Origin of the sequence: Streptomyces sp. NPDC001594 (assembly GCF_042893675.1) — a bacterium.
In the GTDB taxonomy this organism is placed as follows: Bacteria; Actinomycetota; Actinomycetes; order Streptomycetales; family Streptomycetaceae; genus Streptomyces.
In genome coordinates, this window is record NZ_JBIAVB010000002.1 from 37,514 (window position 1) to 61,329 (window position 23,816).

The window sequence follows — 23,816 nt, forward strand, 5'->3', positions numbered from 1 at the left end:
GGGACGCGCCGATACGCGACCGTCCGCGACCTCAAGGGGGTGGCATGTCCGTAGACCAGGGCAGCTCCAAGGTACTCACGCTCGTCGAGCGTGAGCTGCCGGCAGTGGCCGACCGCTCGGAAGCCATCGACACCCGCACCCTCTCCCGCTCCCTCTTCCAGCGACTCGCCACCCTGGACCCGGACAGCCCCGAACGGGCGTACGTACGCGACACCCTGATCGAGCTGAACCTGCCGCTGGTGCGCTACGCGGCGGCCCGCTTCCGCAGCCGCAACGAGCCGATGGAGGACATCGTCCAGGTCGGCACGATCGGCCTGATCAAGGCGATCGACCGGTTCGACTGCGAACGCGGGGTGGAGTTCCCGACGTTCGCGATGCCGACCGTCGTGGGCGAGATCAAACGATTCTTTAGGGACACTTCCTGGTCCGTCCGCGTCCCGCGCCGGCTCCAGGAACTGCGCCTGGCGCTGACCAAGGCCAGCGACGAGCTGGCCCAGCGCCTGGACCGGTCCCCGACCGTGCCGGAGCTGGCGGCCGTCCTCGGCGTCACCGAGGAGGAGGTCGTCGACGGGCTCGCCGTCGGCAACGCCTACACCGCCTCCTCGCTCGACTCCCCCTCCCCGGAGGACGAGGGCGGCGAGGGCTCGCTCGCCGACCGGCTCGGGTACGAGGACACCGCGCTGGAGGGCGTCGAGTACCGCGAGTCTCTCAAGCCGCTGCTGGCCAAACTCCCGCCCAGGGAGCGGCAGATCATCATGCTGCGGTTCTTCGCGAACATGACGCAGTCGCAGATCGGCGAGGAGGTCGGCATCTCCCAGATGCACGTCTCCCGGCTGCTGACCCGGACGCTGGCGCAGCTGCGCACCGGTCTGATCGGCGAGTAGCCCACCGCCCCACCCGGGTGCGCGGGGTTCACATTTGACATCGCGTCAGGAACACTGGCGCGATGCCAACGGGATCCCGTGCGCCGCGCGCCCTCGCCCTGGCCCTGGCCCTGTGCTGCACGGCCGCCGCCGCCCTCACCGGATGCGGCGGCCCGGCCCGCGACGGCTACGCCGCCGTGGGGGCCGCGGCCCCCGGGCCCGAACGGGGCGCGGGACAGAACGTACCGCCACGCGGGCGCGTGGAGTACCAGCCGGTCGGCACACCCCCCTCGGCGAGCGCTTCCGCCTCTACGACGCCCGGCGCGCCGGGGTCCGGGCCCGGCGGGGGCTCCGCCGGAGCCGGAGCGACGGCCACCGCCCAGGGCGGCTCCGCCCCCGACCCCGGCACCCCGCCGGCCCCGGGCACCCCCGAGACCACCCCCGGCACCGGGGGCGCGGGCACCCCGACACCGGGGCAGGGCGACACGGGAGGCCCCCCGGGCGGCTCAGGCGGGCCCGGCGGCACAGGGACATCCGGCGGCTCAGGCGGCGCAGGGACGTCCGGCGGCACAGGGACATCGGGCGGCTCAGGCGGCACAGGAGCCTCAGGCGGCTCAGGGACGTCCGGCGGCTCAGGCGGCTCAGGCGGCTCAGGCGGCGGTACCGTGCCCCCGCCCGCCACCCCGGCCTCCCTCACGCTGAGCCCCCCGGCCCGCGCGGCGGCGTCCGACCGCTGGTGCGAACGCGTCACGGTGACCTTCACCAACACCGGCACCACCGCGGCCCGTTCCGGCACCGTCACCTTCGCGACGCACGTCATCGGCGCCCTCGGCATCGACTGGGCCACGGTCACCACGACCCAGCCCCTGCCCACCCCCCTCGCGGGCCGCACCTCCAGGGCGCAGACCTACACGGTGTGCGTGGACGCCTGGCGGGTGCCCCTCGGCATGCACGTGGAGACCCGCGGGGTCACCGCGACCTGGAGCTGAACCGGCCCCGGCACCCCGGCCCCGGCCTCAGTGGAGCACCACCCACAGCGCCGCCCCCAGCGTGAGCACCAGCGCGAGGACGAGGGCGATCCGGCCCCCGGACAGGGCGCCCGACTCCTTGGGCCGGCGGCGCGAGCCCGGCACGGTCGGGGTACGGGCCGCCTGGTCCTCGCCCTCCGCCACGAACGCGCGGAACATCTGCGTGCTGCCGGCGGGGTCGTAGGAGCCCTCGGCGCCAGGTGAGTTGTGCTGTTCGGACATGGCTGGACCCTAGCGGGTTTTCCGATTCCTTTACCGCCCCACCCCCCGAATTCATTTGCCTGTAGCAACCATACTCTTCTATGGTTGCCCCAAGCAACGAGATGGGGGGGCGGTCCGGTGACCACGCACACGGCGCAGAACACCCGGTACGAGGAGCTGGCCCGCCAGCTCACCGGTATCGGCGCGGTCAAACGCGACCTGGCCCGGAGCCTGCCCCCGCACTGCCCGCCCGGCGCCGCCGCCGTCCTCACCGTGCTCGACCGGCACGGCGAGATGCGGCTCAGCCGGCTCACCGAGTACATGGCCGTCGACATCTCCGTCAGCAGCCGGCACGTCGCCCACGTGGCGCAGCGCGGCTGGATCGACCGGGAGACCGACCCCGGTGACGGCCGCTGCCGGATCCTGCGCCTGACCGACGAGGGGCGCGCCGTGCTCACCGAGCTCGGCGCCCGCTACACGGACGCGCTGGAGAAGGCCCTGGCCGACTGGTCGGCCGAGGACATCGACGCACTCAACACCCTGCTGGTCCGACTCCGATCGAGCTTCTAGGCAAAGGAAACACATGGCTACGACCACACCCTCCGGTGTGCGGGGAGGCGGCCAGTCGGAGACCACGTCCGACGGCGCGCCCATGACGCACTCCCAGATCATGAAGGCGCTGTCCGGGCTCATGCTCGGCATGTTCGTGGCGATCCTCTCCTCCACGATCGTCTCCAACGCGCTGCCCCAGATCATCAGCGACCTCGGCGGCACCCAGTCCTCCTACACCTGGGTCGTCACCGCCGCCCTGCTGTCGATGACGGCCGCGACCCCGCTGTGGGGCAAGCTGTCCGACCTCTTCAGCAAGAAGCTGCTCGTCCAGATATCCCTGGTGATCTACGTCCTCGGCTCCGTGGTCGCGGGTCTGTCCCAGAACACCGGCATGCTCATCGCCTGCCGCGTCGTCCAGGGCATCGGCGTCGGCGGCCTCTCCGCCCTCGCCCAGATCGTCATGGCCGCGATGATCTCCCCGCGCGAGCGCGGGCGCTACAGCGGCTACCTCGGCGCGGTCTTCGCCGTCGCCACCGTCGGCGGCCCGCTGCTCGGCGGCGTCATCACCGACACCTCGTGGCTCGGCTGGCGCTGGTGCTTCTACGTCGGCGTGCCCTTCGCGGTGATCGCCCTGATCGTGCTCCAGCGCACCCTGCACCTCCCGGTGGTCCGCCGGGACGTGAAGGTCGACTGGCTCGGCGCCTTCCTCATCAGCGGCGCCGTCTCGCTGCTGCTGATCTGGGTCACCCAGGCCGGCGACTCGTACGACTGGATCTCCTGGACCACCCTGGCGATGACCGGCGGCGCCATCCTGCTCGGCCTGCTGTTCCTCCTCGTGGAGTCCCGCGCGAGCGACCCGATCATCCCGCTGCGCCTCTTCCGCAACAAGACCATCAGCCTGGCCTCCGCCGCGTCCCTCTTCGTCGGCATCGCCATGTTCTCCGGCACGGTCTTCTTCAGCCAGTACTTCCAGCTGGCCCGCGGCGAGTCCCCCACCATGTCGGGCATCCTGACCATCCCGATGATCGGCGGCCTCTTCGTCTCCTCCACGGTCTCCGGCCAGATCATCACCAAGACCGGCAAGTGGAAGGCCTTCCTGGTCTCCGGCGGCGTGCTGCTGACCGCCGGCCTCGGGCTCCTGGGCACCCTGCGCTACGACACCCCGTACTGGCGCATCGCCCTGTTCATGGCGCTGACCGGCCTCGGCCTCGGCATGATGATGCAGAACCTGGTCCTCGCCACCCAGAACCAGGTCGCCCCCCAGGACCTCGGCGCGGCCAGCTCCGTCGTCACCTTCTTCCGCTCCCTCGGCGGCGCCATGGGCGTCTCGGCGCTGGGCGCGGTCATGGCCAACCGGGTCACCCACTACGTCAAGGACGGGCTGGCCGCACTCGGCCCGAAGGCGGCGGCGCTGAGCCACGGCGGCACCGGCGGGGGCGGGATCCCCGACCTCGACAAGCTGCCCGCCCCGCTCCGGCAGGTCATGGAGTCCGCGTACGGGCACGGCGTCGGCGACGTCTTCCTCTACGCCGCGCCGAGCGCGCTCCTCGGACTGGTGCTGGTCGTCTTCATCAAGGAGGTCGCGCTGAAGTCGAAGCCGGCCGCCCACGCCCCGAGCGCCGAGGGCACCACCGGCCTCCCGGCGCGGTCCGCCTCCGGCACGGCCGCGGACAAGGCCTCGTCCCAGGCCTGACCGGGCCCCGCCCGGACCCGGCGCCGCCCGAACCCGGTCAGGCCTGGGTCCGGGCGACGGCCGCCTTGGCCTCGATGCCCGCGATGAGGACGTCGAGGGCCAGGGCGAAGTCCGCCTCGGGCGCCCGCCGGACCGTGCCCCCGCAGCCGTGCAGGGCGCAGCCGTTCAGGAACTGCGAGACGGCGAGGTGGGCGCCGGTCCGGCCGGCCTCCGCCAGGCCCGCCGCCTCCAGCAGCCGGTGCAGGGCCGCGTCGAAGGCCCGGGCGTGCGGGCCGATGTTGGGATAGACCGCACTGAGCGGAGCCACCCACGGGTGCTCCGCCAGCAGCCGGCGGTAACCGCGGGCCAGGGCCCTCAGCCGGCTCGGCCAGGGCTCCTCCGGGGGCGGGCCGGCCGGGAGGCGCAGCCGCCCCAGGGCGCTGTCCAGGGCCAGTTCGAGCAGATCGTGCTTGGTGTCCACGTACCAGTACAGGGACATCGCGGTGACGCCCAGCTCGGCCGCCAGCCTCCGCATGGAGAAGCGGCCGAGCCCTTCCGCGTCCAGGAGCCGCACGGTGGCGGCGGTGATCCGGTCCCGGTCCAGCCCCGAGGGGGCGTCGGTCCGGCGCCTGACGGGGGCGGCGGGCCGCACGGCCAGCCACACACTGGTCCTGGACCCGCCCGGATCGGCCTCGGTCACCATCGAGGTGCCCTCCTCGCCACAAGGGGATCAGCCCGGAATGCCCGGTCCGCCCTCTTGATGCTAGGGGGTGCCGCGTGGATGGGGGCGGGTTCAGGCCGTGCCGGGCGAAGGGGCCGTCAGGTCGTAGAAGGTGGCTCCGTCGACGGTGACCTCCTTGAACGTGGCCTTCACCCAGCTCTCGACGGCCGTACCGGCCGGCCCGCCCGGGCCTCCCTGACCGCCCGGCCGGCCGCCCTGGGCGATGAACCAGTGGATCTTCCCGGCCTTCACGTACGCCTTGAACCGCTCCAACGTCGGGGACGGGTCGCTGCCGTTGAAGCCGCCGATCGGCATCACCGGCCGACCGGAGGCCAGCTGGTAACCGGCGGCGTTCTGCGAGCCGATGGCGGCCGCCGCCCAGGTGTAGCGGCCGGCGTCGGCGCGCAGCGCGGCCTTGGCCCCGGCGGAGACCCGGGGCCCGTCGAGGAGCCCGCCCGCCCCGCCGCGCGCGCCCCGGCCGACCCCGGGCCGGCCCGCCACGCCCCCCGCCTGGCCGGGGCCCGGCCAGGCGCCCTGCGGGAAACCCTGCGGTGCACCGGCGCCTCCCTGGCCACCCTGCGGACCCCCTTGCGGGCCTCCCCGCGGCGCTCCTTGGGCTGCCCCGCCCCCGGGACCGCCCCCGGGACCGCCCCCGGGCAGACCCGGCATGCCGCCCCGGAACCCCTCCCCGCCCGGCCCGAATCGCATCCCGCCGGGACCGCCCCGCCCGCCGGCCACCGCGGGACCGGCCGTCACGATCGAGCCGGTGTGCCCGGCCGAGATGGTGGTCAGGCAGTACGCGAACGGGCCCGCCAGGGCCGCGCCCAGCCCCAGCGCGGCCGCGCCGAGCAGTACCCCGCGTCCCCGCCGGGCGGCGAACGGCAGCACGGCGGCGGCGAGCAGCCCGGCGGCCAGTACCGTCCAGCGCAGCCACGGCAGATAGCCGGAGGAGCGGCCGAGCAGCACGAAGGACCAGACGGCCGTCACGGCCAGGGTCCCGGACAGGGTGAGCGCTGCGGCCCCGCCGCCCCGCTCCTCCCACAGCACGGCCACGCCCATGCCCACCAGCGCGGCCACGAACGGGGCCAGCGCGACGGTGTAGTACTCGTGGAAGATCCCCTGCATCCAGCTGAACACCACGGCGGTGATCAGCAGGCATCCGCCCCAGGCGAGGAAGGCGGCCCGGGCCATGCTCTGGAGGCAGTCGGCGGCCCGGCCGGCCCGCCAGGTCACCACCAGTCCCGCGACCAGCAGCACCAGCGCCGCGGGCAGCAGCCAGGAGATCTGGCCGCCGACGGTGCCGGAGAACAGCCGGTCCACACCGGTCTCCCCCCAGCCGCCGCCGCGCAGGTTCGGCCCGCCGCCCACGCTGCCGGTCTCCTTGCCGTTCAGCCGGCCCAGCCCGTTGTAGCCGAAGGTCAGTTCCAGGAAGGAGTTGTGCTGCGAGCCGCCGATGTACGGGCGCGAGGAGGCGGGCCACAGCTCCACGACGGCCACCCACCAGCCGCCGGTCACCACCATCGCGGCCCCGGCGAGCAGCAGCTGCCCGAGCCTGCGGCCCAGCCGGGTCGGCGCGCAGACGGCGTAGAGCAGGGCCAGCGGCGGCAGGATGACGAAGGCCTGGAGGGTCTTGGTCAGGAAGCCCAGGCCGACCGCGGCCCCGGCCGCGACCAGCCACCCGGTCCGCGCCCCGTCCAGGGCGCGCAGCACGCAGCACACCGTCACGGTCAGCAGCAGCGTCAGCAGCGCGTCGGGGTTGTTGAAGCGGAACATCAGGGCGGCGACGGGCGTGAGCGCGAAGGCGGCGCCGCTCAGCAGCGCGGCCGCCGGGCCGAACTGGCGGCGCACGGCGGCGTACAGGACGGCCGTGGTCGCGACGCCCATCAGGGCCTGCGGGACGAGGATCTGCCAGGAGCCGAGTCCGAACGCCCGGACGGACAGCATCATCGGCCACAGGGCGGCCGGGGGCTTGTCGACGGTGATGGAGTTCCCGGCGTCGGAGGAGCCGAAGAAGAACGCCTTCCAGCTCTCGGAGCCCGCCTGTACGGCGGCGGAGTAGAAGGAGTTGGCGTAGCCGGACGCGCCCAGGTTCCAGAGCAGCAGCACGGCGGTGGCCAGCAGCAGCCCCGCGTACGCGGGGCGTTCCCAGCGGGCCCGCTCGGGGAAGGGGGCGCCGAAGGGCGGGTGGGCCGTGGTCATCGGTGGTCGTCCTTCACGGGAACGGGAGTGGTGCGGCGCTCGGGGAAGACCCAGGCGCGGAAGAGCAGGAAGCGCAGCACGGTGGCGGCGAGGTTGGCGGTGACCAGCACGGCCAGTTCGGTGCTGGGGGCGGGATCGTCGGTGCCCGCGCCGAGGGCGGCGAGGGAGCCGCTGGTCAGGGCCAGGCCGATGGCGAACACGACCAGGCCCTGGGCCTGGTGGCGCAGGGCCCGGTCGCGGCCCCGGACGCCGAAGGTGAGCCTGCGGTTGGCGGCGGTGTTGGCCACGGCGGAGACCAGCAGGGCGGCGGCATTGGCGGCCTGGGGTCCGGCGCCGAGCCGGAAGAGGGAGTACAGGGCGAGGTAGCCGAGGGTGGACAGCACGCCGACGGCGCAGAAGCCGAGCAGCTGGCGGGCCAGTCCGCGCGGCACTCCGGGCAGGGCGGTGCGGTCGCGCGGGTCGTCGCCGAAGGGGCGGGCGAGCCGGTCCAGGGGGAGCTCCCCCAGGGCCAGCGCCCGGCCGACCCGCCAGACGCCCTTCAGGTCCTCGGTGGCGGTCCTGACGATGTGGACCGTGGAGTCGGGGTCGTCCACCCAGTCGACGGGCACCTCGTGGATGCGCAGCCCGGCCCGTTCGGCGAGGACCAGCATCTCGGTGTCGAAGAACCAGCCGGTGTCCTCGACGAGCGGCAGCAGCCGCTCGGCCACCTCCCGGCGGATGGCCTTGAACCCGCACTGGGCGTCGCTGAACCGGGCGGCGAGGGAGGAGCGCAGCAGCAGGTTGTAGGCGCGGGAGACGAACTCCCGCTTCGCCCCGCGCACCACCCGTGAGGAACGGGCGAGCCGGGTACCGATGGCCAGGTCGGAATGGCCGGAGATCAGCGGGGCCACCAGGGGCAGCAGCGCGTTCAGGTCGGTGGAGAGGTCCACGTCCATATAGGCGAGGACGGGCGCCTCCGAGCGGCTCCACACGGTGCGCAGGGCGTGGCCGCGGCCCTTCTCCTCCAGCCGGACGCTGCGTACGCCGGGGACGGCGACGGCGAGTTCGGCCGCGCACGCGGGTGTGCGGTCGGTGCTGGCGTTGTCGGCGATGGTGATGCGGAACGGGTACGGGAAGGTCCGGGTGAGGTGGGCGTGCAGCCCGCGCACACAGGGGCCGAGGTCCTTCTCCTCGTTGTAGACCGGGATCACCACGTCGAGTACGGGCTCGCCGGGCGCGGGCGCGAGGGGCGCCCGGGCCGGGAGGGCGCCGGAGGAGGTGTCGGTTGGCATGTTCCGACCCTCCCCGGGCGCCCTGTCACCTCGGTGTGCTGACCCTGTGGTCCCTCTGTGAGTCCACCGGTGTGCGGGGGCCGGGGTCCGCCGCGAGGGGGAGCAGCACCTCGAAGCAGGTGCGGCCGGGCTCGCTGCGTACGCCCACCTGTCCGTCGTGGGCCGTGACCACGGCCTGGACGATGGCCAGGCCGAGCCCGGTGGATCCCGCCGCACGGGAGCGCGAGGCGTCGCCGCGGGCGAAGCGCTCGAAGACGTGCGGCATCAGCTCGGCGGGGATGCCGGGCCCGTCGTCCTCGATCTGCAGCCGGACGACGGATGTTTCTCCCCCAGCTACCGCTGGGGGTGCCCCCAGTTCCACACGGGCCGTGACGGTCGTGCCGGGCGGGGTGTGGGTGCGGGCGTTGGCGAGGAGGTTGACCAGGACCTGCTGGATCCGGGCCGGGTCGGCCAGGACGGGCGCGGGTTCCTCGGGCAGGGCCAGGCGCCAGTGGTGTCCGGGTCCGGCGGCCCGCGCGTCGCTGACGGCGTCGACGACGAGCGGGGCCAGGTCGGTGTCCTCGCGGGACAGGGGGCGGCCCGCGTCCAGCCGGGCCAGCAGCAGCAGGTCCTCGACCAGCCCGGTCATCCGGGTGGCCTCGGACTCGATGCGGGCCAGCGCGTGCCGGGTGTCGGGGCCGGGTTCCTCCCTGCCCCGGCGGGTGAGTTCGGCGTAGCCGCGGATGGAGGCGAGCGGGGTGCGCAGCTCGTGGGAGGCGTCGGCCACGAACTGGCGGACCTGGGTCTCGCTCTGCTGGCGGGCCGTCAGGGCCGAGGACACGTGGCCCAGCATCCGGTTGAGGGCCGCGCCGACCTGGCCGACCTCCGTGCGCGGATCGGCCTCGGCGTCGGGGACCCGTTCGTGCAGGGCGGGTTCACCGCTGTGCAGGGGCAGTTCGGAGACGCGGGTGGCGGTGGCGGCGACCCGGCGCAGCGGGCGCAGGGCGACCGCGACCAGTGCCTGTCCGGCGAGGGAGGCGGCGATCAGACCGGCCAGGGTGACGCAGACCTCCACGGCGATCAGGGTGTTCACGGTGGAGTCGACGCCCTGGAGGGGGAAGGCCAGGACCAGCACTCCGTCGGGCGCGGCCATCGCCCGGTAGGCGCCGAGACCCGGCAGGTCCACGTCCACCGTGCCGGACCCGGCCGGGCCGGCCGTTCGTGCCACCCGCTCCAGTGCCGCCGTCTGCGCCTGGGTGAGGACCTCCCGGTGGTCGAGTCCCGGGCCTTCCACGGGAGCGATCCGCGCCCCGCCGATCGCCTTCCGGTTCACGTCCAGCCGGATACCGGCGGCCCCCATGGGGGAGCCGGGGGCGAAGACGAAGCCGAGGCTGCCCTCACGGGCCGCCTTGCCGGCGCCCGGCCCCCGGACGGCCATCTGCACGGAGTTGTTCAGCTGCTTGTCCAGCTCCCACATCAGCCGGGAGCGCATGGTGAGGGTGGTGACGGTCCCGATGGCCGCGCCCACCACGGCGATCAGCACCACCGCGGACACCACCAGCCGGGTCCGCAGGGACCACCGCCGCCGGCGGCGCGCCCGCGAGAGGCGGAGCGCCACTACTCGGCCGGCTTGATCAGGTAGCCGGCGCCGCGCCGGGTGTGGATCATCGGGGGCAGTCCGGTGCCGCCCTCCAGCTTGCGCCGCAGGTAGGAGATGTAGAGCTCCACCACGTTGGCCTGGCCGCCGAAGTCGTAGGACCACACCCGGTCCAGGATCTGCGCCTTGCTCAGGACCCGGCGCGGGTTGCGCATCAGGTAGCGCAGCAGCTCGAACTCGGTGGCGGTCAGATGGACCTCCTGGCCGCCGCGGACCACCTCGTGGCTGTCCTCGTCGAGGCTCAGGTCGCCGACGGAGAGGACCGAGCCGCCGCGGGCGGCCTGCGCGGCGCCGGAGCGGCGGACCAGGCCGCGCAGCCGGGCCACGACCTCCTCCAGGCTGAACGGCTTGGTCACGTAGTCGTCGCCGCCGGCCGTCAGGCCCGCGATGCGGTCCTCGACGGAGTCCTTGGCGGTCAGGAAGAGCACGGGTACCTGCGGGATCTCCCGGCGGAGCAGGCCGAGCACGGCCAGGCCGTCCATGTCGGGGAGCATGATGTCGAGGACCACCACGTCGGGCCGGAACTCCCGCGCCGCACGGACGGCGCCCGCTCCGTCACCGGCGCTGCGGACCTCGCAGCCCTCGTAGCGCAGGGCCATGGACAGCAGCTCGGAGAGCGAGGCCTCGTCGTCGACGACGAGGACGCGGCAGGGGCCGCCGTCGGGGCGCAGGAGCGCCGTCGGGCTGGTGGTGGACGCGGACGCGTGGGAGGTGGTCGTCGCTGTCATGCCCCCACGCTGCGCCGCGCCTCTGAGAGCGCTCTTGCCCCAACCTGTGAATCTCCTGAGAAAGGGCCTCCGGCGGACCGGCGGCTCAGCCGCCCGCCGGGGGGAGCGAGAACAGCCGGGCGGCGTTGTCGTGGCAGACCGCGCGCAGCCAGTCGTCGCCGAGACCGAGCCGTTCCAGGGCTTCCAGCTGGTGCTCGTAGGGATAGGGGATGTTCGGGAAGTCGGTGCCCAGCAGGATCCGGCCCCCCAGGTCCGCGAGCCGTCCGAGGTCCCCGGGCGGGAAGCGGCTGAACTGCTCGGAGAAGTCGGTGAAGGCCATGGTCGTGTCGAGCCGTACCTCGGGGTACCGGTCGGCCAGGTCGAGGAAGTCGGTGTACTCGGGCATCCCCATGTGCGCGACGATCAGCGGCAGCCGCGGGTGGCGTGCCAGCAGCCGGGCGACCGGCCCGGGCCCGGTGTACTTGCCCGGGGCGGGCCCGGAGCCGCAGTGCACGACGACCGGGAGGCGCGCTTCGGCCAGCAGTCCCCATACCGGTTCGAGGAGGGCGTCGTTGGGGTCGTAGCCGCCGACCTGGAGGTGTGCCTTGAAGACCCGGGCCCCCCGCTCCACGGCCCGTTCCGTGTACGCCGCCACGCCTTCCTCCGGGAAGAAGGTCGCGGTGTGCAGGCAGTCGGGGGTGCGGGCGGCGAACTCCCCGGCCCAGGAGTTGAGCCAGGCGGCCATCTCCGGCTTGTGCGGATAGAGCATCGAGGTGAACGCCCGGACCCCGAACTCCCGTAGCAGCCCGACCCGCTGCTCCTCCTCGTGGCGGTAGGTGATCGGCCACTCCACGCCGGTCAGCGGGCCGGCGGCGTCGAAGTAGTCCCACACCTTGCGCATCACCCGATCCGGCATGAAGTGGGTGTGCACGTCCACCAGACCGGGCAGGCCCAGCCGCTCGCGGAAGGCCCGCAGGGTCTCAGGCGTCCCGGGCAAAGCCGTGGCTCCGCTCGACGGTCGCGACGTGCAGGGTGTAGCTCTCGTACCAGTGGGCGCGGCCCTGCTTCATGGCCGCCTGGTGCTCCAGGTCCGTGCGCCACGCGGCGAGGGACTCGTGGTCGCGGAAGTAGGCCACCGTGATCCCGAGGCCTCCGGGCGTGCGCGCGGACTCGTAGCCGAGGAACCCGGGGTTGTCCCGGACGATCTCGTTCATCCGGGCGAGGGTGTCCGGATATCCGCTGTCGTCGGCGGTGCGGACATTGCTGAATACGGCCATGACATAAGGCGGTTCGAACGCCGGAACGGGCTGGATACTCATGCCCCCACCCTCCGCGCACGCCCCTTGGCATGTCCACCGGAATCAGCCCCGGCAGCCCAAAGGGATCCAAGTTTTGACCTTGCTCCCCGGGGACCTCAGAAGAGGCCGTCCTGGCCACCCGCCTCCGCCGGCGGGACGACGGCCGCCAGCGGTACGCCGGTCACCGCGCCCGCGGGAGCGGCGCCCAGCTCCCAGCCGGCCAGCAGCCGGGTGTCGACCACGAGCCCGTCCGCCAAGTGCAGGTCCGGCCCCGCGGCCCCCACCAGCACCCCCACGACCCCCGCACCGGGCACCAGCTCCCTGACCACCCGCGTCGGAGCGGGCAGCCCGGCCAGCCCGAACGGCCCGGCATGATCGGTGACCGCGCACCCCAGCCGCTCCAGCGACTCGGGCCACCCCGGCAACCCCGCCGCCCGGACGTGCAGCCCGGCCACCTCACGCGCCCGCTCGGCCTCCGCCGGCAGCCCGCCCCGCACCGCACGCTTGCGGGCGTAGGCGATCCGGTCCGGCACCCCGAGGGCCGCGCGCAGCAGCTCCTCGGTCCGCCGCGCCGCCATCAGCGGTCCGCGCCCCAGCCAGGTCCAGGTCACGGCCCCCTGCTCCAGCAGCCGGACCGCCCCGCGCTCCTCGGCGGTGATGCCCACCTTGACCATCCCGGGCCCGAACCACGCCAGGTAGACCCGGTAGGGACGCGGATCGGCGGCATGGGTGTCGGCCGCCACCGAGAAGGACCGGTCCAGCCGGGCGCACTCGGGGCACTGGGCGCTGCCGGCCCGCCCCCGCACGGTCCGGCCGGCCGGGCACGGGGTCCGCTTGCCGGCCCGCCACACGCCCAGGCAGTGCCGCTCGCCCCCGGCGACGAAGGCCAGCCGCTGCCCGTAGGAGAGCGGACTGCTGCGCTCCCCGCGCCCCTGCCCGTCCCAGGCGATGGCGGGCCGCCCCCCGCTCCACCGGATCCCGGTGCACCGCCAGCCCGCGGCGGATCCGGTCTCGGGCGCCGTGTCCGCTCGATGTCCTCCGATCGGTCTTCCTCCGGCTAGCGCGCGACGAACTGCGTCAGGACCGCCTGCATCTCGTAGATGTCGACTCCCTTGGTGAAGGTCTTCTCGATCGGCGCCGCGCTGCCGGAGATCCATATCTTGAGCTCGGCGTCGAGGTCGAAGTGCCCGGCGGTCTCCACCGAGAAGTGGGTGATGCTCCGGTAGGGGACGGAGTGGTACTCCACCTTCTTGCCCGTCATCCCCTGCTTGTCGACGAACACCAGCCGCCGGTCGGTGAACAGGATGGTGTCGCGCACCAGCAGGTAGGCGACGTGCACCTGCTCCCCGTGCCCCAGCAGCCGGGCGTAGTCCCGCTGCGCCGATGCCGGATCCACCCGGTGCGCGTTCCCGAACAGTCCCATGAGAGCCCCCCGATCAAGCTTCGAACGATCTCCGAAAACCGTATCGCCCCGGCTCCGTGGTCCACGTCCCCCGCAGGAGCCATTTCGCCCCCGAGTCCTCCCGGGGGATCCCCTCCCCCGGAGGTACCGCTCCGCCCCTGCGGGACATACGCAAGAGGCCCTCAGGATTTCTCCTGAGGGCCTCTTGGGCTGTGCACTCGGCAGGATTCGAACCTGCAACCTTCTGATCCGTAGTCAGATGCTCTATCCGTTAAGCTACGAGTGCTTGGGCTTCCCGGGGTTTTTCGCCCCGTTGGCCTTGCGAGAACAACAATACATGGACCTCGCCGGGACGCGAAATCCATTGGCCCCAACCCCTCTGACCTGCGGAAACGCGTCAGATGAAGATCGTCTGCCCGCAGCGGGCCACAGTGCGGAGACCTCGCCGGGTACCCGCGGAGGGCCATCCCAAACCCCAGGGGCACCTTTCAGACCCCGAACGCACCGAAGCCCCGGTCCATACGGACCGGGGCTTCGGTGAGGTGCGGAGGCGGAGGGATTTGAACCCTCGATGGGGCGTAAACCCCAAACCGCATTAGCAGTGCGGCGCCATAGACCGGACTAGGCGACGCCTCCAGCACACCCCCTGTGACGAGGGCGCGTGCAGATGATGACACAGCCGCAGGGCCGGTCACCAATCCGCTCCCACGGTACAAGGAGCCGGGCCCGCAGGGCAAAGCCTTAAGCCCCCTCTTCGCAACGTCCGGGCGAGCGGGTCGTTGGTGAGGCGTACGACGTACGGACGACCTGGAGTGCCCCATGCTGCGTCTCGCCGCCTTCGCCGTCACCTCCGCGCTGGCCGCCGCGGCCGCCGGACCCCTGCCGCCGCTGCCCCTGGGCCGGCTGCTGGCTTCCCCCGACCGGCTCACGATCGACATCTCCAAGGCGGGCAGCCTCGACGGCCGGTACCGCCTCGACTGCCGGCCCGTCGGCGGCGACCACCCCAAGGCCGAGGAGGCCTGTGCCCGCCTCGACGAGCTGGCGAAGCAGGGGAAGGACCCGTTCGCCGCCGCGCCGAGGGCCGCGATGTGCACCTTCCAGAGCGGCGGACCGGCCACCGCGCACATCACCGGAACGTGGCACGGACAGAAGGTGGACAGCCGGTTCGGACGGGAGAACGGGTGCGACATCGCCCGCTGGAACAACCTGGAACCTGTGCTTCCGAGTGCGGGTGCCTGACCTGGGAGGATGCGGCGGATGCACGGTTTCCCCCGTTCATCCGCCCCCTCGCCGCGGGACGGTGCCCTTAGACTCCTCCCGTGACATGCCGGTAGTCGTGGTCAGGGAGGACGCTCGTCGTGAGCAGCAGGCCATCCCGAGGCGCTGCTCGCCTCGCAGCAATACTCGACGCGCTCCCGGACGCGCTGTTGCTCGTCAACGCCAACGGCACGGTCGTCAACGCGAATTCGATCGCCCTCGAGGTCATGGAGAGCCCCGGCACCGGTCTGGTCGGCCGCGGCGTCCTCGACCTCTTCCCGGAGTTCGACTCCAAACTCATCCCCGGCTCGATGCGCCGGCCCGGCGACGAGCTGACGGGCCGCTCCAAGCCGAAACGCATGACCGCGCGCCGCACCGACGGCACCGAGTTCCCCGTCGAGGTCACCAGCGCCCACCTCGACGGCCGTGACGCCTACCGCGAGCCCCAGCCCTACACGGGCGACGAGCTGCTGATGCTGGTCGTGCGGGACCTCACCGAAGCCGTCGACACCGAGGCCGAGCTGGCCCGCTCCCAGCGGCAGACCGAGATGATCCTGCGCGCCGCCGCCGAAGGCGTCGTGGGCACGGACACCGACGGCCGCGTGGTCCTGGTGAACCCGGCCGCCGCCCAGATCCTCGGCTACCGCGCCACCGACCTCGGCAACCGCGAGCTGCACGGGCTGATCCAGCACTCGCGCGCCGACGGCTCCCCCTTCCCCTTCGACGAGTCCCCGCTCGCCGACACCCTGCGCAGCGGGCGCAAGCACCGGGTCCGCGGACAGGTGCTGTGGAACAAGGCCGGGCAGGCCGTGGCCGTCGACCTGACCACCTCCCCCGTACGGGACGGGGAAGTGCTCGTCGGCGCTGTCATGACCTTCACCGACCGGCGCCCCTACGACGCGCTGGCCGCCCGCCACGCCCAGCTGGCGGCCGTGCTCGGCGACTCGCTGCGCGGGCCGCTGGAGGAGCTGCGCGGGGAGCTGGCCACCCTGGCCGCCGACGACGGCGGTCAGCTGTGGCCCGAGGCCAACCAACTGCTGCACCACCTGGCCGCCGGTTACGCGCGGATGACCACCCTGGTCGACAACGTCCTCGGCTACCAGCGGCTCGACGCCGGCCGCGAGAAGCTCAAGAAGCAGAACGTCCTGATCAACGAGGTCGTCAAGGCGGGCATCGACGGCGCGGTGGAGCTGATCGGCCCCGGCCGGGTCCAGTTCGCCGTCCACGCCCCGACCATCGAGGCCGAGGTGGACGCCGAGCGGGTCGCGACCGCGCTGGCGCACCTGGTCGCGGACGTCGCCGGGGTGGACGCCACCGGCAAGACCCGTCAGGGCAGCGGGTACGGGGACTCCACGATCGTGGTGGCCGCGGCCCAGCGCGGCGAGGTCGTACGGATCGAGGTGCGCGGCCCCTACGAGGGCGGCCACCCCGTGCACGAGCCGATCGTGCGGGGCATCGTCACCGCGCACGGCGGGCTCCTGCAGACGGTGGAGGTACCAGGGGCTCCGGGCGGGGCGTACGTGCTGGAGCTGCCGCTGGGCTCCGGTGCCGGGACGGTGGAGCTGCCCGAGCCCGGACCCGAGGCGGCGCCGGAGCCCGAGGCGGCCCCGGCGACGGTCTCCGGCGGCCGACGGGGCCGCCGCGGGGTGGACGCCTTCCTGGAGGACGGCAACGGCGGACCGGGGGAGGCCGGGGCACGCGGCGCCGGCGGCGCACTGGCGCTGCCGTCCGGGCAGGACGCGCAGGCCTCCGGCGGGGGCCCGGCGGAGCTCGCCCAGTCCCCGGTGAACCCGGCCGGGCTGGGTACCGGGCGCCGACGGGGCCGTGACGGCGACAACGGGCCGGACTCCGGTCCGGGTGCCGGCCGTCCCGTACCTCCGCAGGGCACCGCGATGCCGGCGCTGCCGCCCGTACCCGCCGTTCCCCCGGTACCGGTCACCGAGCATCCGGCCGGGCGGCGGCGTGCGCTGGGGCCGGTGGCCGCGCCCGCGCAGCCCGGCGGCCCGGTGCCCGCGGCCGGTCTCGCGGCCCCCGCCGCGCCCCGGCCCGTCGCGCCCGAGGGTGGCTTCGCGCTGCCCGCCGGACCGACCCCGGCCGCTCCGGGCGGCTCCGGCGAGACCGACGGCGACGGCCCGGGCGGACGCCGTGCCCGCCGCGTCCTCGGCTCACCCGCTTCGCCCGACCCGCAGCCCCCGGCCGCCTCCGGTGAGGAGCCCGCGCTGCCCACCGGGCGGCGCCGTGCGCTGCCCCCGACCCCCGCCTGGCCCGTTCCGGCGGCCCGGACCGCACCGGAGGACGCGGAGGCCACGGCGGCGGCCGTACCCGGCGCCCGGCAGCCCGGGGACGCCCAGACGGGCGGCCGGCCGATCAGCGTGCGCGCCCTCGGCACCCTGGGCCAGGGCATCGCCGTCGACCCCGGCACGGACGGTCCCGGCGGATCCGGTTCCGGCCGGCGCCGCAGGCTTGCCGAACCCGCGCCCCAGGGGCGGGCCTTCGCCATAGGAGCACCCGAGGCGGGCGCCGCCGAGGGCCCCGAGCCCCTGGACGGGCCCGGCGGGGCGGTCGAGGTGGTCAACCGTCCCGTACCGCGTCCCGTGGACGACGAGCTCCCGCCCGAGCCGCTGGACAACCCGCGCCGGCTGCTGGTGTGGCCGGCCCCGGACCCCCAGACGCAGCAGGCGCTCAGCGACCGGGGCTACCGCCCGGTGGTCGTGCACTCCCGGGAGGAGGTGGACGCGCAGATCGCGGCCTTCCCCGCCGCGCTGTTCGTCGACCCGCTGACCGGCCCGATCACCCGGACCGCGCTGCAGTCCCTGCGCCAGGCCGCCATGGCCGCCGAGGTCCCCGTCCTGGTCACGGCCGGGCTGGGGCACGCCACGCGCGAGGCGGCGTACGGGGCCGATCCGGCCGTCCTGCTCAAGGCGCTCGCACCGCGCGACAGCGAGCAGCACCCGTCCCGCGTGCTGCTGATCGAGGAGCACGACGAGATCGCCACGGCCCTGACGGCCGCACTGGAGCGGCGCGGCCTCCAGGTCGCCCGGGCGGGCGCGGACACCGACGCCGTGGAACTGGCGACCCGGATGCGGCCCAACCTGGTGGTCATGGACCTGATGCAGGTCCGGCGCCGGCGGGCCGGGATCGTGGACTGGCTGCGCGCCAACGGGCAGCTCAACCGCACCCCGCTGGTCGTCTACACGGCCACCGGGATCCAGCCGGGCGACCGGCCGCGGCTGGCCTCCGGGGAGAGCGTGCTGTTCCTCGCCGAACGGTCGACGACCGCGGACGTACAGGGCCGCATCGTGGACCTCCTGGCCAAGATCGGCACCAACTAGCCATCCTGGTCCGATGGCCATCACCGACACGACCGAGCACAGCGTCCCCGCCGACAGCGGAGAGGTGAGCCTGCTCATCGCGCGTCAGGTGGAGCCTGGCTACGAGGAGGCGTTCGAGAGCTGGGCGCGCGGCATCCTGGAGACCGCCGCGCGGTTCCCGGACCACCTCGGCTACGGGCTGTTCCGGCCCGCCGCCGAAGGCGCGCCGTGGTTCCTCGTCCACCGCTTCCGCGACCAGGAGGCGCTCGCGCGGTGGCAGGAGTCGCCGGAGCGGGCCGAGTGGTTCGCCAACTGCGAGGGTCACCACCACACCGAGATAGCCCGGCGCGAGCTGCAGGGCATGGAGACCTGGTTCGCGAAGCCGGGCACGACCCGGCCCGCGCCGCCGCGGTGGAAGATGGCGATCAGCTCGGGGCTCGCCATCTTCCCGATCTCGCTGCTGGGCAACGCGGTGCTCGGGCCGTACCTGGTGAACCTGAACTTCGTGCTGCGGACGGCCGCCTTCGCGGCCGTCTTCAGCACCCTGATGACCTACGTGGCCATGCCCGCCGTCAGCCGGCTGCTGCGTCCGTGGCTGACGCGCGGCTGACAGGGCGGCCGGCCCGCCGTACCGGCCCCTACGCGAGGGTGGTGACGTCCAGGTCGCCGTCGGCGTACTGCTTGCGGATCACCTTCTTGTCGAACTTGCCGACACTGGTCTTCGGCACCGACTCGACGATCGTCCAGCGTTCCGGCAGCTGCCACTTGGCGATCGACCGCCCGAGGAACGCGCGCAGTCCCTCGTAGTCGGCCGTGGCCCCCTCCTTGAGGACGACGGTGGCCAGGGGGCGCTCTCCCCACTTCTCGTCGGGGACGGCGACGACGGCCGCCTCGGCGACCTCCGGGTGGGCCATGAGCGCGTTCTCCAGCTCGACGCTGGAGATCCACTCGCCGCCGGACTTGATGACGTCCTTGGCCCGGTCGGTGAGGGTGAGGAAGCCCGCGGCGCTGATCACACCGACGTCCCCGGTCTTCAGCCAGCCGTCGGCGCTGAACTTGTCCTCGGGGCGCACGGCTTCGCCGGCCGCGCCACCGTAGTAGGCGTCGGCGATCCAATTGCCGCGGACCTCCAGCTCGCCCGCCGACTCCCCGTCCCACGGCAGTACGTCGCCGGCGGGGCCGATGAGACGGGCCTCGACCCCGGCCGGGAAGCGGCCCTGGGTGACGCGGTACGGCCACTCCTCCTCGGCCGTGAGCCCGGCCGGCGGGTGTGCCATGGTGCCCAGCGGCGAGGTCTCCGTCATGCCCCAGGCGTGGCAGAGGCGGACGCCGAGCTTGTCGTACGCCTCCATCAGGGAGGGCGGACAGGCGGCACCGCCGATGGTGACCTGCTTCATCGAGCTCAGGTCACGCGGGTGCGCGGTCACCTCGGCGAGCAGCCCCTGCCAGATGGTGGGGACGGCCGCGGCGTGCGTGGGCTTCTCCCGCTCGATCATCTCGGCGAGCGGCGCGGGCTGCAGGAAGCGGTCCGGCATCAGCATGTTGATGCCGGTCATGAAGGTGGCGTGCGGCAGGCCCCAGGCGTTCACGTGGAACTGCGGCACGACGATCAGGCTGGTGTCGTGGTCGGTGAGGCCCATCGACTCGGTCATGTTGACCTGCATGGAGTGCAGGTAGACCGAGCGGTGGGAGTACACGACGCCCTTCGGCTCCCCGGTGGTGCCGGAGGTGTAGCACATGGCCGCGGCCTGGCGCTCGTCCAGCTCGGGCCAGTCGTAGTGCGCGGGGCGCCCTTCCAGGAGCTCCTCGTACTCGTGCACCTGGACGTCGAGCCCGTCGAGGGCGGAGCGGTCGCCGATGCCGACGACCACGACGTGCTCGACCGTCGGCAGGTGCGGCAGCCGCGGTGCGAGCAGCGGCAGCAGGGTGCCGTTGACCAGCACCACCCGGTCCGCCGCGTGGTTGACGATGAAGACCAGCTGCTCGGGGGGAAGCCTCAGGTTGAGCGTGTGCAGGACCGCGCCCATGGAGGGGATCGCGAAGTACGCCTCGACATGCTCGGAGTTGTTCCACATGAGCGTCGCGACCCGCTCGTCCTGCCGGACTCCGAGTCCGTCGCGCAGGCCGTGCGCGAGCTGCGCGGCGCGGACGCCGATCTCGGCGAAGCTGCGCCGGTGCGGCTCGGCCTCGCCGGTCCAGGTCGTGACCTGGGAGTCTCCGTGAATCGTCGACCCGTGGGCCAGGATCCGCGAGATCAGCAGCGGTACATCCTGCATGGTGCTCAGCAAAGCGTCCTCCCGGTGAGCGCTGCGGCGCTGCGGCGGCTGTCGGATGCTGCCGATTCTGCGCACGTACCGGTCGGCATGTCACTACCCGGGAGTACAAACAGGCTGGTCGATCACTGTCCGGGCCGGTTCTCTGGCCGATGTTTCACGTGAAACACGTCTCAGCGGACCGGGATGAGCTCCGGGTCCTCGCGAAGCTTGACCAGGGCCCGCGAGACGGCGCTCTTGACCGTGCCCACCGAGACCCCGAGCAGCTCGGCGGTCTGCGCCTCGCTCAGGTCCTCGTAATAGCGCAGGACGACCATGGCCCGCTGGCGGTCGGGCAGCCGGGTCACCGCCCGCCACATCGCGTCACGCAGCACCTGCGCCTCCGCGGGATCGGCGCAGGACTGCTCCTCGGTCTCCGGGACCTCCTCGCAGACGAACTCGTCGACCTTGCGCTTGCGCCACTGCGAGGTACGGGTGTTGACCAGGGCCCGGCGGACGTAGCCGTCCAGGGCCCGGTGGTCCTCGATCCGCTCCCAGGCGACGTAGGTCTTGGCGAGGGCGGTCTGGAGCAGGTCCTCGGCGTCGCACGGGTTGGCCGTCAGGGAGCGCGCGGTGCGCATCAGGGCCGTGCCACGGGTCCGGACGTACGCCGAGAACGACGGGTACGGCGTCGGGTTCGAGGCGAGCGAGCACACAGGCGTGGTCATGGCTCCACGCTAGGAGCGCGGCCCGCGCCTGGGATCGCCCGCAGGTGCCGAAGCCGGGTCCCCCTCAGGTTGTACGGTCCGGCCGCGCCCCACCTCCTGTAGGTGGAGGAAGGACGCGCGATCAGGACCGGAGTCAGGCGTCGGCGCCCAGGACCAGACCGGAGGTCGGCACGCCGGTACCGGCCGTGACGAGGACGTGCTCGGCCCCCGGGACCTGGTTGACGGAGGTGCCGCGCAGCTGGCGGACGGCTTCGGCGATGCCGTTCATGCCGTGCAGGTAGGCCTCCCCGAGCTGTCCTCCGTGGGTGTTGAGCGGGAGGGCGGCGGCGGCCGTGAAATCGGCGGCCTCGCCGGGCCCGCAGAAGCCGAACGACTCCAGCTGCATCAGGACGAAGGGGGTGAAGTGGTCGTAGAGGATGCCCACGTCGATGTCCGAGGGCCGCAGCCCGCTGGTGCGCCACAGCTGCCGGGCGACCACGTCCATCTCGGGGAGCCCGGTGAGGCCGTCCCGGTAGAAGGAGGTCATCCCCTCCTGGCGGCGGCCGGCGCCCTGGGCGGCGGCGGTGATCACGGCGGGCACGTGGCGCAGGTCGCGGGCCCGCTCGGCCGTGGTGACGACCAGGGCCTGGCCGCCGTCGGTCTCCTGGCAGCAGTCCAGCAGCCGCAGCGGCTCCACGATCCAGCGGGAGGCCGCGTGGTCGGCGAGGGTGATGGGTTTGCCGTGGAAGTAGGCGGCGGGGTTGTTCGCGGCGTACCCGCGGCCAGTGACGGCGACGTGCCCGAAGGCCTCGGGGGTCAGGTGGTAGGTGTGGAGGTAGCGTTGCGCGGCCATGGCCACCCAGGAGGCCGGGGTCAGCAGCCCCCAGGGCAGGGACCAGCCGAGGGCCGCTCCTTCGGCCGAGGGCTCGCGCTGCTGGACGCCGGAGCCGAAGCGGCGGCCGGAGCGCTCGTTGAAGGCGCGGTAGCAGACGACCACCTCGGCGACCCCGGTGGCGACGGCGAGGGCGGCCTGCTGGACGGTGGCGCAGGCCGCGCCGCCTCCGTAGTGGATGCGGGAGAAGAAGGAGAGCTCGCCGATACCGGCGGCCTGGGCCACGGTGATCTCGGGGCTGGTGTCCATCGTGAAGGTGACCATGCCGTCGACGTCGCCGGGGGTGAGCCCGGCGTCGTCGAGGGCGGCGTGGACCGCCTCGACGGCGAGTTTGAGCTCGCTGCGGCCGGAGTCCTTGGAGAACTCGGTCGCGCCGATGCCGGCGATGGCGGCGCGGCCGCCCAGGTCGTCGCGGAGGCGGACGCTCATGCCCCGGCCCCCAGGGTGACGGTCACGGTGCCGGTGACGTGGTGGCCGAGGCGGTTGGCGCCGACGACCCGGATCTCGGCGGTGTCCCCGTCGAGGGCGGTGACGGTGCCGGTGAGGGTCATGGTGTCGCCCGGGTAGTTGGGGGCGCCGAGGCGGATGGCCACCTTGCGCAGGACGGCGTGCGGTCCGAGGTGGTCGGTGATGTAGCGGCCGACGAGGCCGTTCGTGGTCAGGATGTTCATGAAGATGTCCGGAGAGCCCTTCTCGCGGGCGAGTTCCGCGTCGTGGTGCACGTCCTGGTAGTCGCGGGAGGCGATGGCGCCCGCGACGATCAGGGTGCGGGTGACCGGGATCTCCAGCGGTGGCAGTGCGTCGCCGACGTTCATGCGTCCTCCCCCTCGGTTATGAGCGCGCCCAGTTCGGACAGCAGCTCGCTGCCGCAGCCCAGGTAGGCGTCGAGCTGCCGCCCCCACAGGAAGTGCCGGTGGACGGGGTGGTCCAGGTCGGCGCCCATGCCGCCGTGCAGGTGCTGGCCCGCGTGGACGACGCGTTTGCCCGCCTCCGAGGCCCACCAGGCCGCCGTGAGGGCGTGTTCGCGTGCCGGGAGCCCTTCGTCGATCCGCCAGGCCGCCTCGTACGCGGTGACCCGGATGGCTTCGGTGTCCATGTACGCGTCGGCCGCGCGGAGCATGACGCCCTGGTTCGTGGACAGCGGGCGGCCGAACTGTTCGCGGGTGGAGGTGTACTCGACGGCGCGGGCGAGCGAGCCCGCGCAGACGCCCGCCTGGAGCCCGGCGAAGGCGGTGCGGGCGGCTGCCAGTACCGCGTCGTGGGCGTCCGGGCCGCCGAGCCGTTCGGCCGCGGCACCGGTCAGGGTGAGGCGGCCCGCCGACCAGGGGGCGGTCGTCTCCACCGGCCGCGTCCCGACGCCGGCCCCGTCCGTCGGAACGACCCACAGGGCCCGGTCGCGGTCCGGGACCAGTACGTGGGTGGCGTCGCGCAGCCACGGGACGACGGCGACGGTGCCGGTGAGGCGGCCGTCCGGTGCGGCGGTGACCGACCGGCGGCCGGGGAAGGCGCCGGTGGCGACGGCCTCGCCGGAGCCGAGGGCGGGCAGCAGGCGGGCGCGCTGCGCGGGGCTGCCGTGGGCGGCCACGGGCAGGATCCCGTAGGCGCAGGTGGCGGCGTAGGGCACCTGCGCGGTGGTGCGGCCCTGCTCCTCCAGGAGGAGGACCAGGCCCAGGAGGCCCACCTCCTCGACGGCGGCGGTCAGACCGGCGGCGGTCAGGGCCTTCCACAGTTCGGCGTCGCTGCCGGTGCCGGCCGCGGCGAGGCGTTCGTGGGTGGCGAGGTCGCCGAAGATCCGGGCGGCCAGGGCCGCCGCGGCGGCCTGTTCCTCGGTGGGGTGGAAGTCCATG

General features: G+C 73.6%; 22 protein-coding genes and 2 tRNA genes. 7 read left to right on the plus strand and 17 right to left on the minus strand.

What is annotated here, in order from left to right:
• The first annotated feature begins 44 nt into the window (after positions 1-44).
• Together ACFY0O_RS03655 and ACFY0O_RS03660 are read left to right on the plus strand one after the other, a co-directional pair.
• Positions 45-884: an RNA polymerase sigma factor SigF gene (locus ACFY0O_RS03655; protein ID WP_344160631.1), complete on the plus strand. Its 840-nt coding sequence runs from the start codon at positions 45-47 to the stop codon at positions 882-884.
• 644 nt (positions 885-1,528) lie between these two features.
• Complete coding sequence (locus ACFY0O_RS03660; protein WP_388942388.1) at positions 1,529-1,852, plus strand: hypothetical protein; 324 nt, start codon at positions 1,529-1,531, stop codon at positions 1,850-1,852.
• A 27-nt stretch (positions 1,853-1,879) separates the two neighbouring features.
• On the opposite strand, the gene ACFY0O_RS03665 is transcribed toward ACFY0O_RS03660, so the two are convergent.
• On the minus strand, positions 1,880-2,113 hold the full coding sequence (locus tag ACFY0O_RS03665) for a hypothetical protein (RefSeq protein WP_388942391.1): 234 nt from the start codon (positions 2,111-2,113) through the stop codon (positions 1,880-1,882).
• A gap of 117 nt (positions 2,114-2,230) precedes the next feature.
• On the opposite strand from ACFY0O_RS03665, the gene ACFY0O_RS03670 reads away from it, so the two are divergent.
• Both ACFY0O_RS03670 and ACFY0O_RS03675 read left to right on the plus strand, forming a co-directional pair.
• Entirely contained in the window at positions 2,231-2,662 is a 432-nt protein-coding gene (locus ACFY0O_RS03670; protein ID WP_388942394.1) for a MarR family winged helix-turn-helix transcriptional regulator, read from the plus strand.
• 13 nt (positions 2,663-2,675) lie between these two features.
• Positions 2,676-4,337, plus strand: coding sequence for an MDR family MFS transporter (locus tag ACFY0O_RS03675; RefSeq protein ID WP_388942397.1), 1,662 nt, complete (start codon positions 2,676-2,678; stop codon positions 4,335-4,337).
• A gap of 37 nt (positions 4,338-4,374) precedes the next feature.
• Here ACFY0O_RS03675 and ACFY0O_RS03680 read toward each other — a convergent pair whose 3' ends face one another.
• The 11 genes from ACFY0O_RS03680 to ACFY0O_RS03730 form a co-directional block, all read right to left on the minus strand.
• Complete coding sequence (locus ACFY0O_RS03680) at positions 4,375-5,019, minus strand: TetR/AcrR family transcriptional regulator (protein WP_388942399.1); 645 nt, start codon at positions 5,017-5,019, stop codon at positions 4,375-4,377.
• Positions 5,020-5,109: 90 nt separating this feature from the next.
• Positions 5,110-7,236 carry an ArnT family glycosyltransferase gene (locus ACFY0O_RS03685; protein WP_388942402.1) on the minus strand — a complete coding sequence of 709 codons (2,127 nt, stop codon included), beginning with the start codon at positions 7,234-7,236 and terminating at the stop codon, positions 5,110-5,112.
• Positions 7,233-8,507, minus strand: a complete 1,275-nt coding sequence (locus tag ACFY0O_RS03690; protein ID WP_388942405.1) for a glycosyltransferase — start codon at positions 8,505-8,507, stop codon at positions 7,233-7,235. Before ACFY0O_RS03690 ends, ACFY0O_RS03685 begins: the two co-directional genes overlap by 4 nt.
• Positions 8,508-8,532: 25 nt before the next feature.
• Positions 8,533-10,104 (minus strand): sensor histidine kinase, encoded by a 1,572-nt coding sequence (locus ACFY0O_RS03695; RefSeq protein ID WP_388942407.1) that lies wholly within the window; start codon positions 10,102-10,104, stop codon positions 8,533-8,535.
• Complete coding sequence (locus tag ACFY0O_RS03700) at positions 10,104-10,871, minus strand: response regulator transcription factor (protein WP_358891584.1); 768 nt, start codon at positions 10,869-10,871, stop codon at positions 10,104-10,106. Before ACFY0O_RS03700 ends, ACFY0O_RS03695 begins: the two co-directional genes overlap by 1 nt.
• A gap of 85 nt (positions 10,872-10,956) precedes the next feature.
• On the minus strand, positions 10,957-11,847 hold the full coding sequence (locus ACFY0O_RS03705; RefSeq protein WP_388942409.1) for an amidohydrolase family protein: 891 nt from the start codon (positions 11,845-11,847) through the stop codon (positions 10,957-10,959).
• Positions 11,831-12,169, minus strand: a complete 339-nt coding sequence (locus ACFY0O_RS03710) for an antibiotic biosynthesis monooxygenase (protein ID WP_358891582.1) — start codon at positions 12,167-12,169, stop codon at positions 11,831-11,833. The genes ACFY0O_RS03705 and ACFY0O_RS03710 overlap by 17 nt, the downstream gene beginning before the upstream one ends.
• A gap of 95 nt (positions 12,170-12,264) precedes the next feature.
• Positions 12,265-13,191, minus strand: coding sequence for a DUF2797 domain-containing protein (locus tag ACFY0O_RS03715; protein ID WP_388943420.1), 927 nt, complete (start codon positions 13,189-13,191; stop codon positions 12,265-12,267).
• A 14-nt stretch (positions 13,192-13,205) separates the two neighbouring features.
• Positions 13,206-13,571: a PH domain-containing protein gene (locus tag ACFY0O_RS03720; RefSeq protein ID WP_045949802.1), complete on the minus strand. Its 366-nt coding sequence runs from the start codon at positions 13,569-13,571 to the stop codon at positions 13,206-13,208.
• A 192-nt stretch (positions 13,572-13,763) separates the two neighbouring features.
• Positions 13,764-13,836, minus strand: a tRNA-Arg gene (locus ACFY0O_RS03725).
• Between the two features lie 259 nt (positions 13,837-14,095).
• Positions 14,096-14,186, minus strand: a tRNA-Ser gene (locus tag ACFY0O_RS03730).
• 183 nt (positions 14,187-14,369) lie between these two features.
• Here ACFY0O_RS03730 and ACFY0O_RS03735 point away from each other — a divergent pair.
• From ACFY0O_RS03735 to ACFY0O_RS03745, 3 genes are all read left to right on the plus strand, one after another.
• A complete protein-coding gene (locus ACFY0O_RS03735) occupies positions 14,370-14,789 on the plus strand; it encodes an SSI family serine proteinase inhibitor (RefSeq protein WP_388942411.1) in 420 nt (139 codons plus the stop codon).
• A 119-nt stretch (positions 14,790-14,908) separates the two neighbouring features.
• Complete coding sequence (locus tag ACFY0O_RS03740; RefSeq protein WP_388942414.1) at positions 14,909-18,139, plus strand: PAS domain-containing protein; 3,231 nt, start codon at positions 14,909-14,911, stop codon at positions 18,137-18,139.
• Positions 18,140-18,152: 13 nt separating this feature from the next.
• On the plus strand, positions 18,153-18,728 hold the full coding sequence (locus tag ACFY0O_RS03745; RefSeq protein WP_388942417.1) for an antibiotic biosynthesis monooxygenase: 576 nt from the start codon (positions 18,153-18,155) through the stop codon (positions 18,726-18,728).
• Positions 18,729-18,756: 28 nt separating this feature from the next.
• On the opposite strand, the gene ACFY0O_RS03750 is transcribed toward ACFY0O_RS03745, so the two are convergent.
• The 5 genes from ACFY0O_RS03750 to ACFY0O_RS03770 all read right to left on the minus strand — a co-directional run bounded on the left by ACFY0O_RS03750 (position 18,757) and on the right by ACFY0O_RS03770 (position 23,815).
• A complete protein-coding gene (locus tag ACFY0O_RS03750) occupies positions 18,757-20,406 on the minus strand; it encodes a long-chain fatty acid--CoA ligase (protein WP_388942420.1) in 1,650 nt (549 codons plus the stop codon).
• 158 nt (positions 20,407-20,564) lie between these two features.
• Positions 20,565-21,098 carry a SigE family RNA polymerase sigma factor gene (locus ACFY0O_RS03755; protein WP_388942422.1) on the minus strand — a complete coding sequence of 178 codons (534 nt, stop codon included), beginning with the start codon at positions 21,096-21,098 and terminating at the stop codon, positions 20,565-20,567.
• 133 nt (positions 21,099-21,231) lie between these two features.
• Complete coding sequence (locus ACFY0O_RS03760; RefSeq protein ID WP_388942423.1) at positions 21,232-22,398, minus strand: lipid-transfer protein; 1,167 nt, start codon at positions 22,396-22,398, stop codon at positions 21,232-21,234.
• Positions 22,395-22,784 (minus strand): MaoC family dehydratase, encoded by a 390-nt coding sequence (locus ACFY0O_RS03765; RefSeq protein ID WP_358891575.1) that lies wholly within the window; start codon positions 22,782-22,784, stop codon positions 22,395-22,397. The genes ACFY0O_RS03760 and ACFY0O_RS03765 overlap by 4 nt, the downstream gene beginning before the upstream one ends.
• Entirely contained in the window at positions 22,781-23,815 is a 1,035-nt protein-coding gene (locus ACFY0O_RS03770; protein ID WP_388942426.1) for an acyl-CoA dehydrogenase family protein, read from the minus strand. Before ACFY0O_RS03770 ends, ACFY0O_RS03765 begins: the two co-directional genes overlap by 4 nt.
• Between the last annotated feature and the right edge of the window lies 1 nt (position 23,816).

What these genes read in the sequence shown, in the direction of transcription:
- ACFY0O_RS03720 (WP_045949802.1), bottom strand. Translation starts at nt 13,571, where the DNA reads ATGGGACTGTTCGGGAACGCGCACCGGGTGGATCCGGCATCGGCGCAG.
- ACFY0O_RS03700 (WP_358891584.1), bottom strand. Translation starts at nt 10,871, where the DNA reads ATGACAGCGACGACCACCTCCCACGCGTCCGCGTCCACCACCAGCCCG.
- ACFY0O_RS03680 (WP_388942399.1), bottom strand. Translation starts at nt 5,019, where the DNA reads ATGGTGACCGAGGCCGATCCGGGCGGGTCCAGGACCAGTGTGTGGCTG.
- ACFY0O_RS03690 (WP_388942405.1), bottom strand. Translation starts at nt 8,507, where the DNA reads ATGCCAACCGACACCTCCTCCGGCGCCCTCCCGGCCCGGGCGCCCCTC.
- ACFY0O_RS03655 (WP_344160631.1), top strand. Translation starts at nt 45, where the DNA reads ATGTCCGTAGACCAGGGCAGCTCCAAGGTACTCACGCTCGTCGAGCGT.
- ACFY0O_RS03760 (WP_388942423.1), bottom strand. Translation starts at nt 22,398, where the DNA reads ATGAGCGTCCGCCTCCGCGACGACCTGGGCGGCCGCGCCGCCATCGCC.
- ACFY0O_RS03735 (WP_388942411.1), top strand. Translation starts at nt 14,370, where the DNA reads ATGCTGCGTCTCGCCGCCTTCGCCGTCACCTCCGCGCTGGCCGCCGCG.
- ACFY0O_RS03770 (WP_388942426.1), bottom strand. Translation starts at nt 23,815, where the DNA reads ATGGACTTCCACCCCACCGAGGAACAGGCCGCCGCGGCGGCCCTGGCC.
- ACFY0O_RS03745 (WP_388942417.1), top strand. Translation starts at nt 18,153, where the DNA reads ATGGCCATCACCGACACGACCGAGCACAGCGTCCCCGCCGACAGCGGA.
- ACFY0O_RS03755 (WP_388942422.1), bottom strand. Translation starts at nt 21,098, where the DNA reads ATGACCACGCCTGTGTGCTCGCTCGCCTCGAACCCGACGCCGTACCCG.
- ACFY0O_RS03685 (WP_388942402.1), bottom strand. Translation starts at nt 7,236, where the DNA reads ATGACCACGGCCCACCCGCCCTTCGGCGCCCCCTTCCCCGAGCGGGCC.
- ACFY0O_RS03665 (WP_388942391.1), bottom strand. Translation starts at nt 2,113, where the DNA reads ATGTCCGAACAGCACAACTCACCTGGCGCCGAGGGCTCCTACGACCCC.
- ACFY0O_RS03710 (WP_358891582.1), bottom strand. Translation starts at nt 12,169, where the DNA reads ATGAGTATCCAGCCCGTTCCGGCGTTCGAACCGCCTTATGTCATGGCC.
- ACFY0O_RS03675 (WP_388942397.1), top strand. Translation starts at nt 2,676, where the DNA reads ATGGCTACGACCACACCCTCCGGTGTGCGGGGAGGCGGCCAGTCGGAG.
- ACFY0O_RS03765 (WP_358891575.1), bottom strand. Translation starts at nt 22,784, where the DNA reads ATGAACGTCGGCGACGCACTGCCACCGCTGGAGATCCCGGTCACCCGC.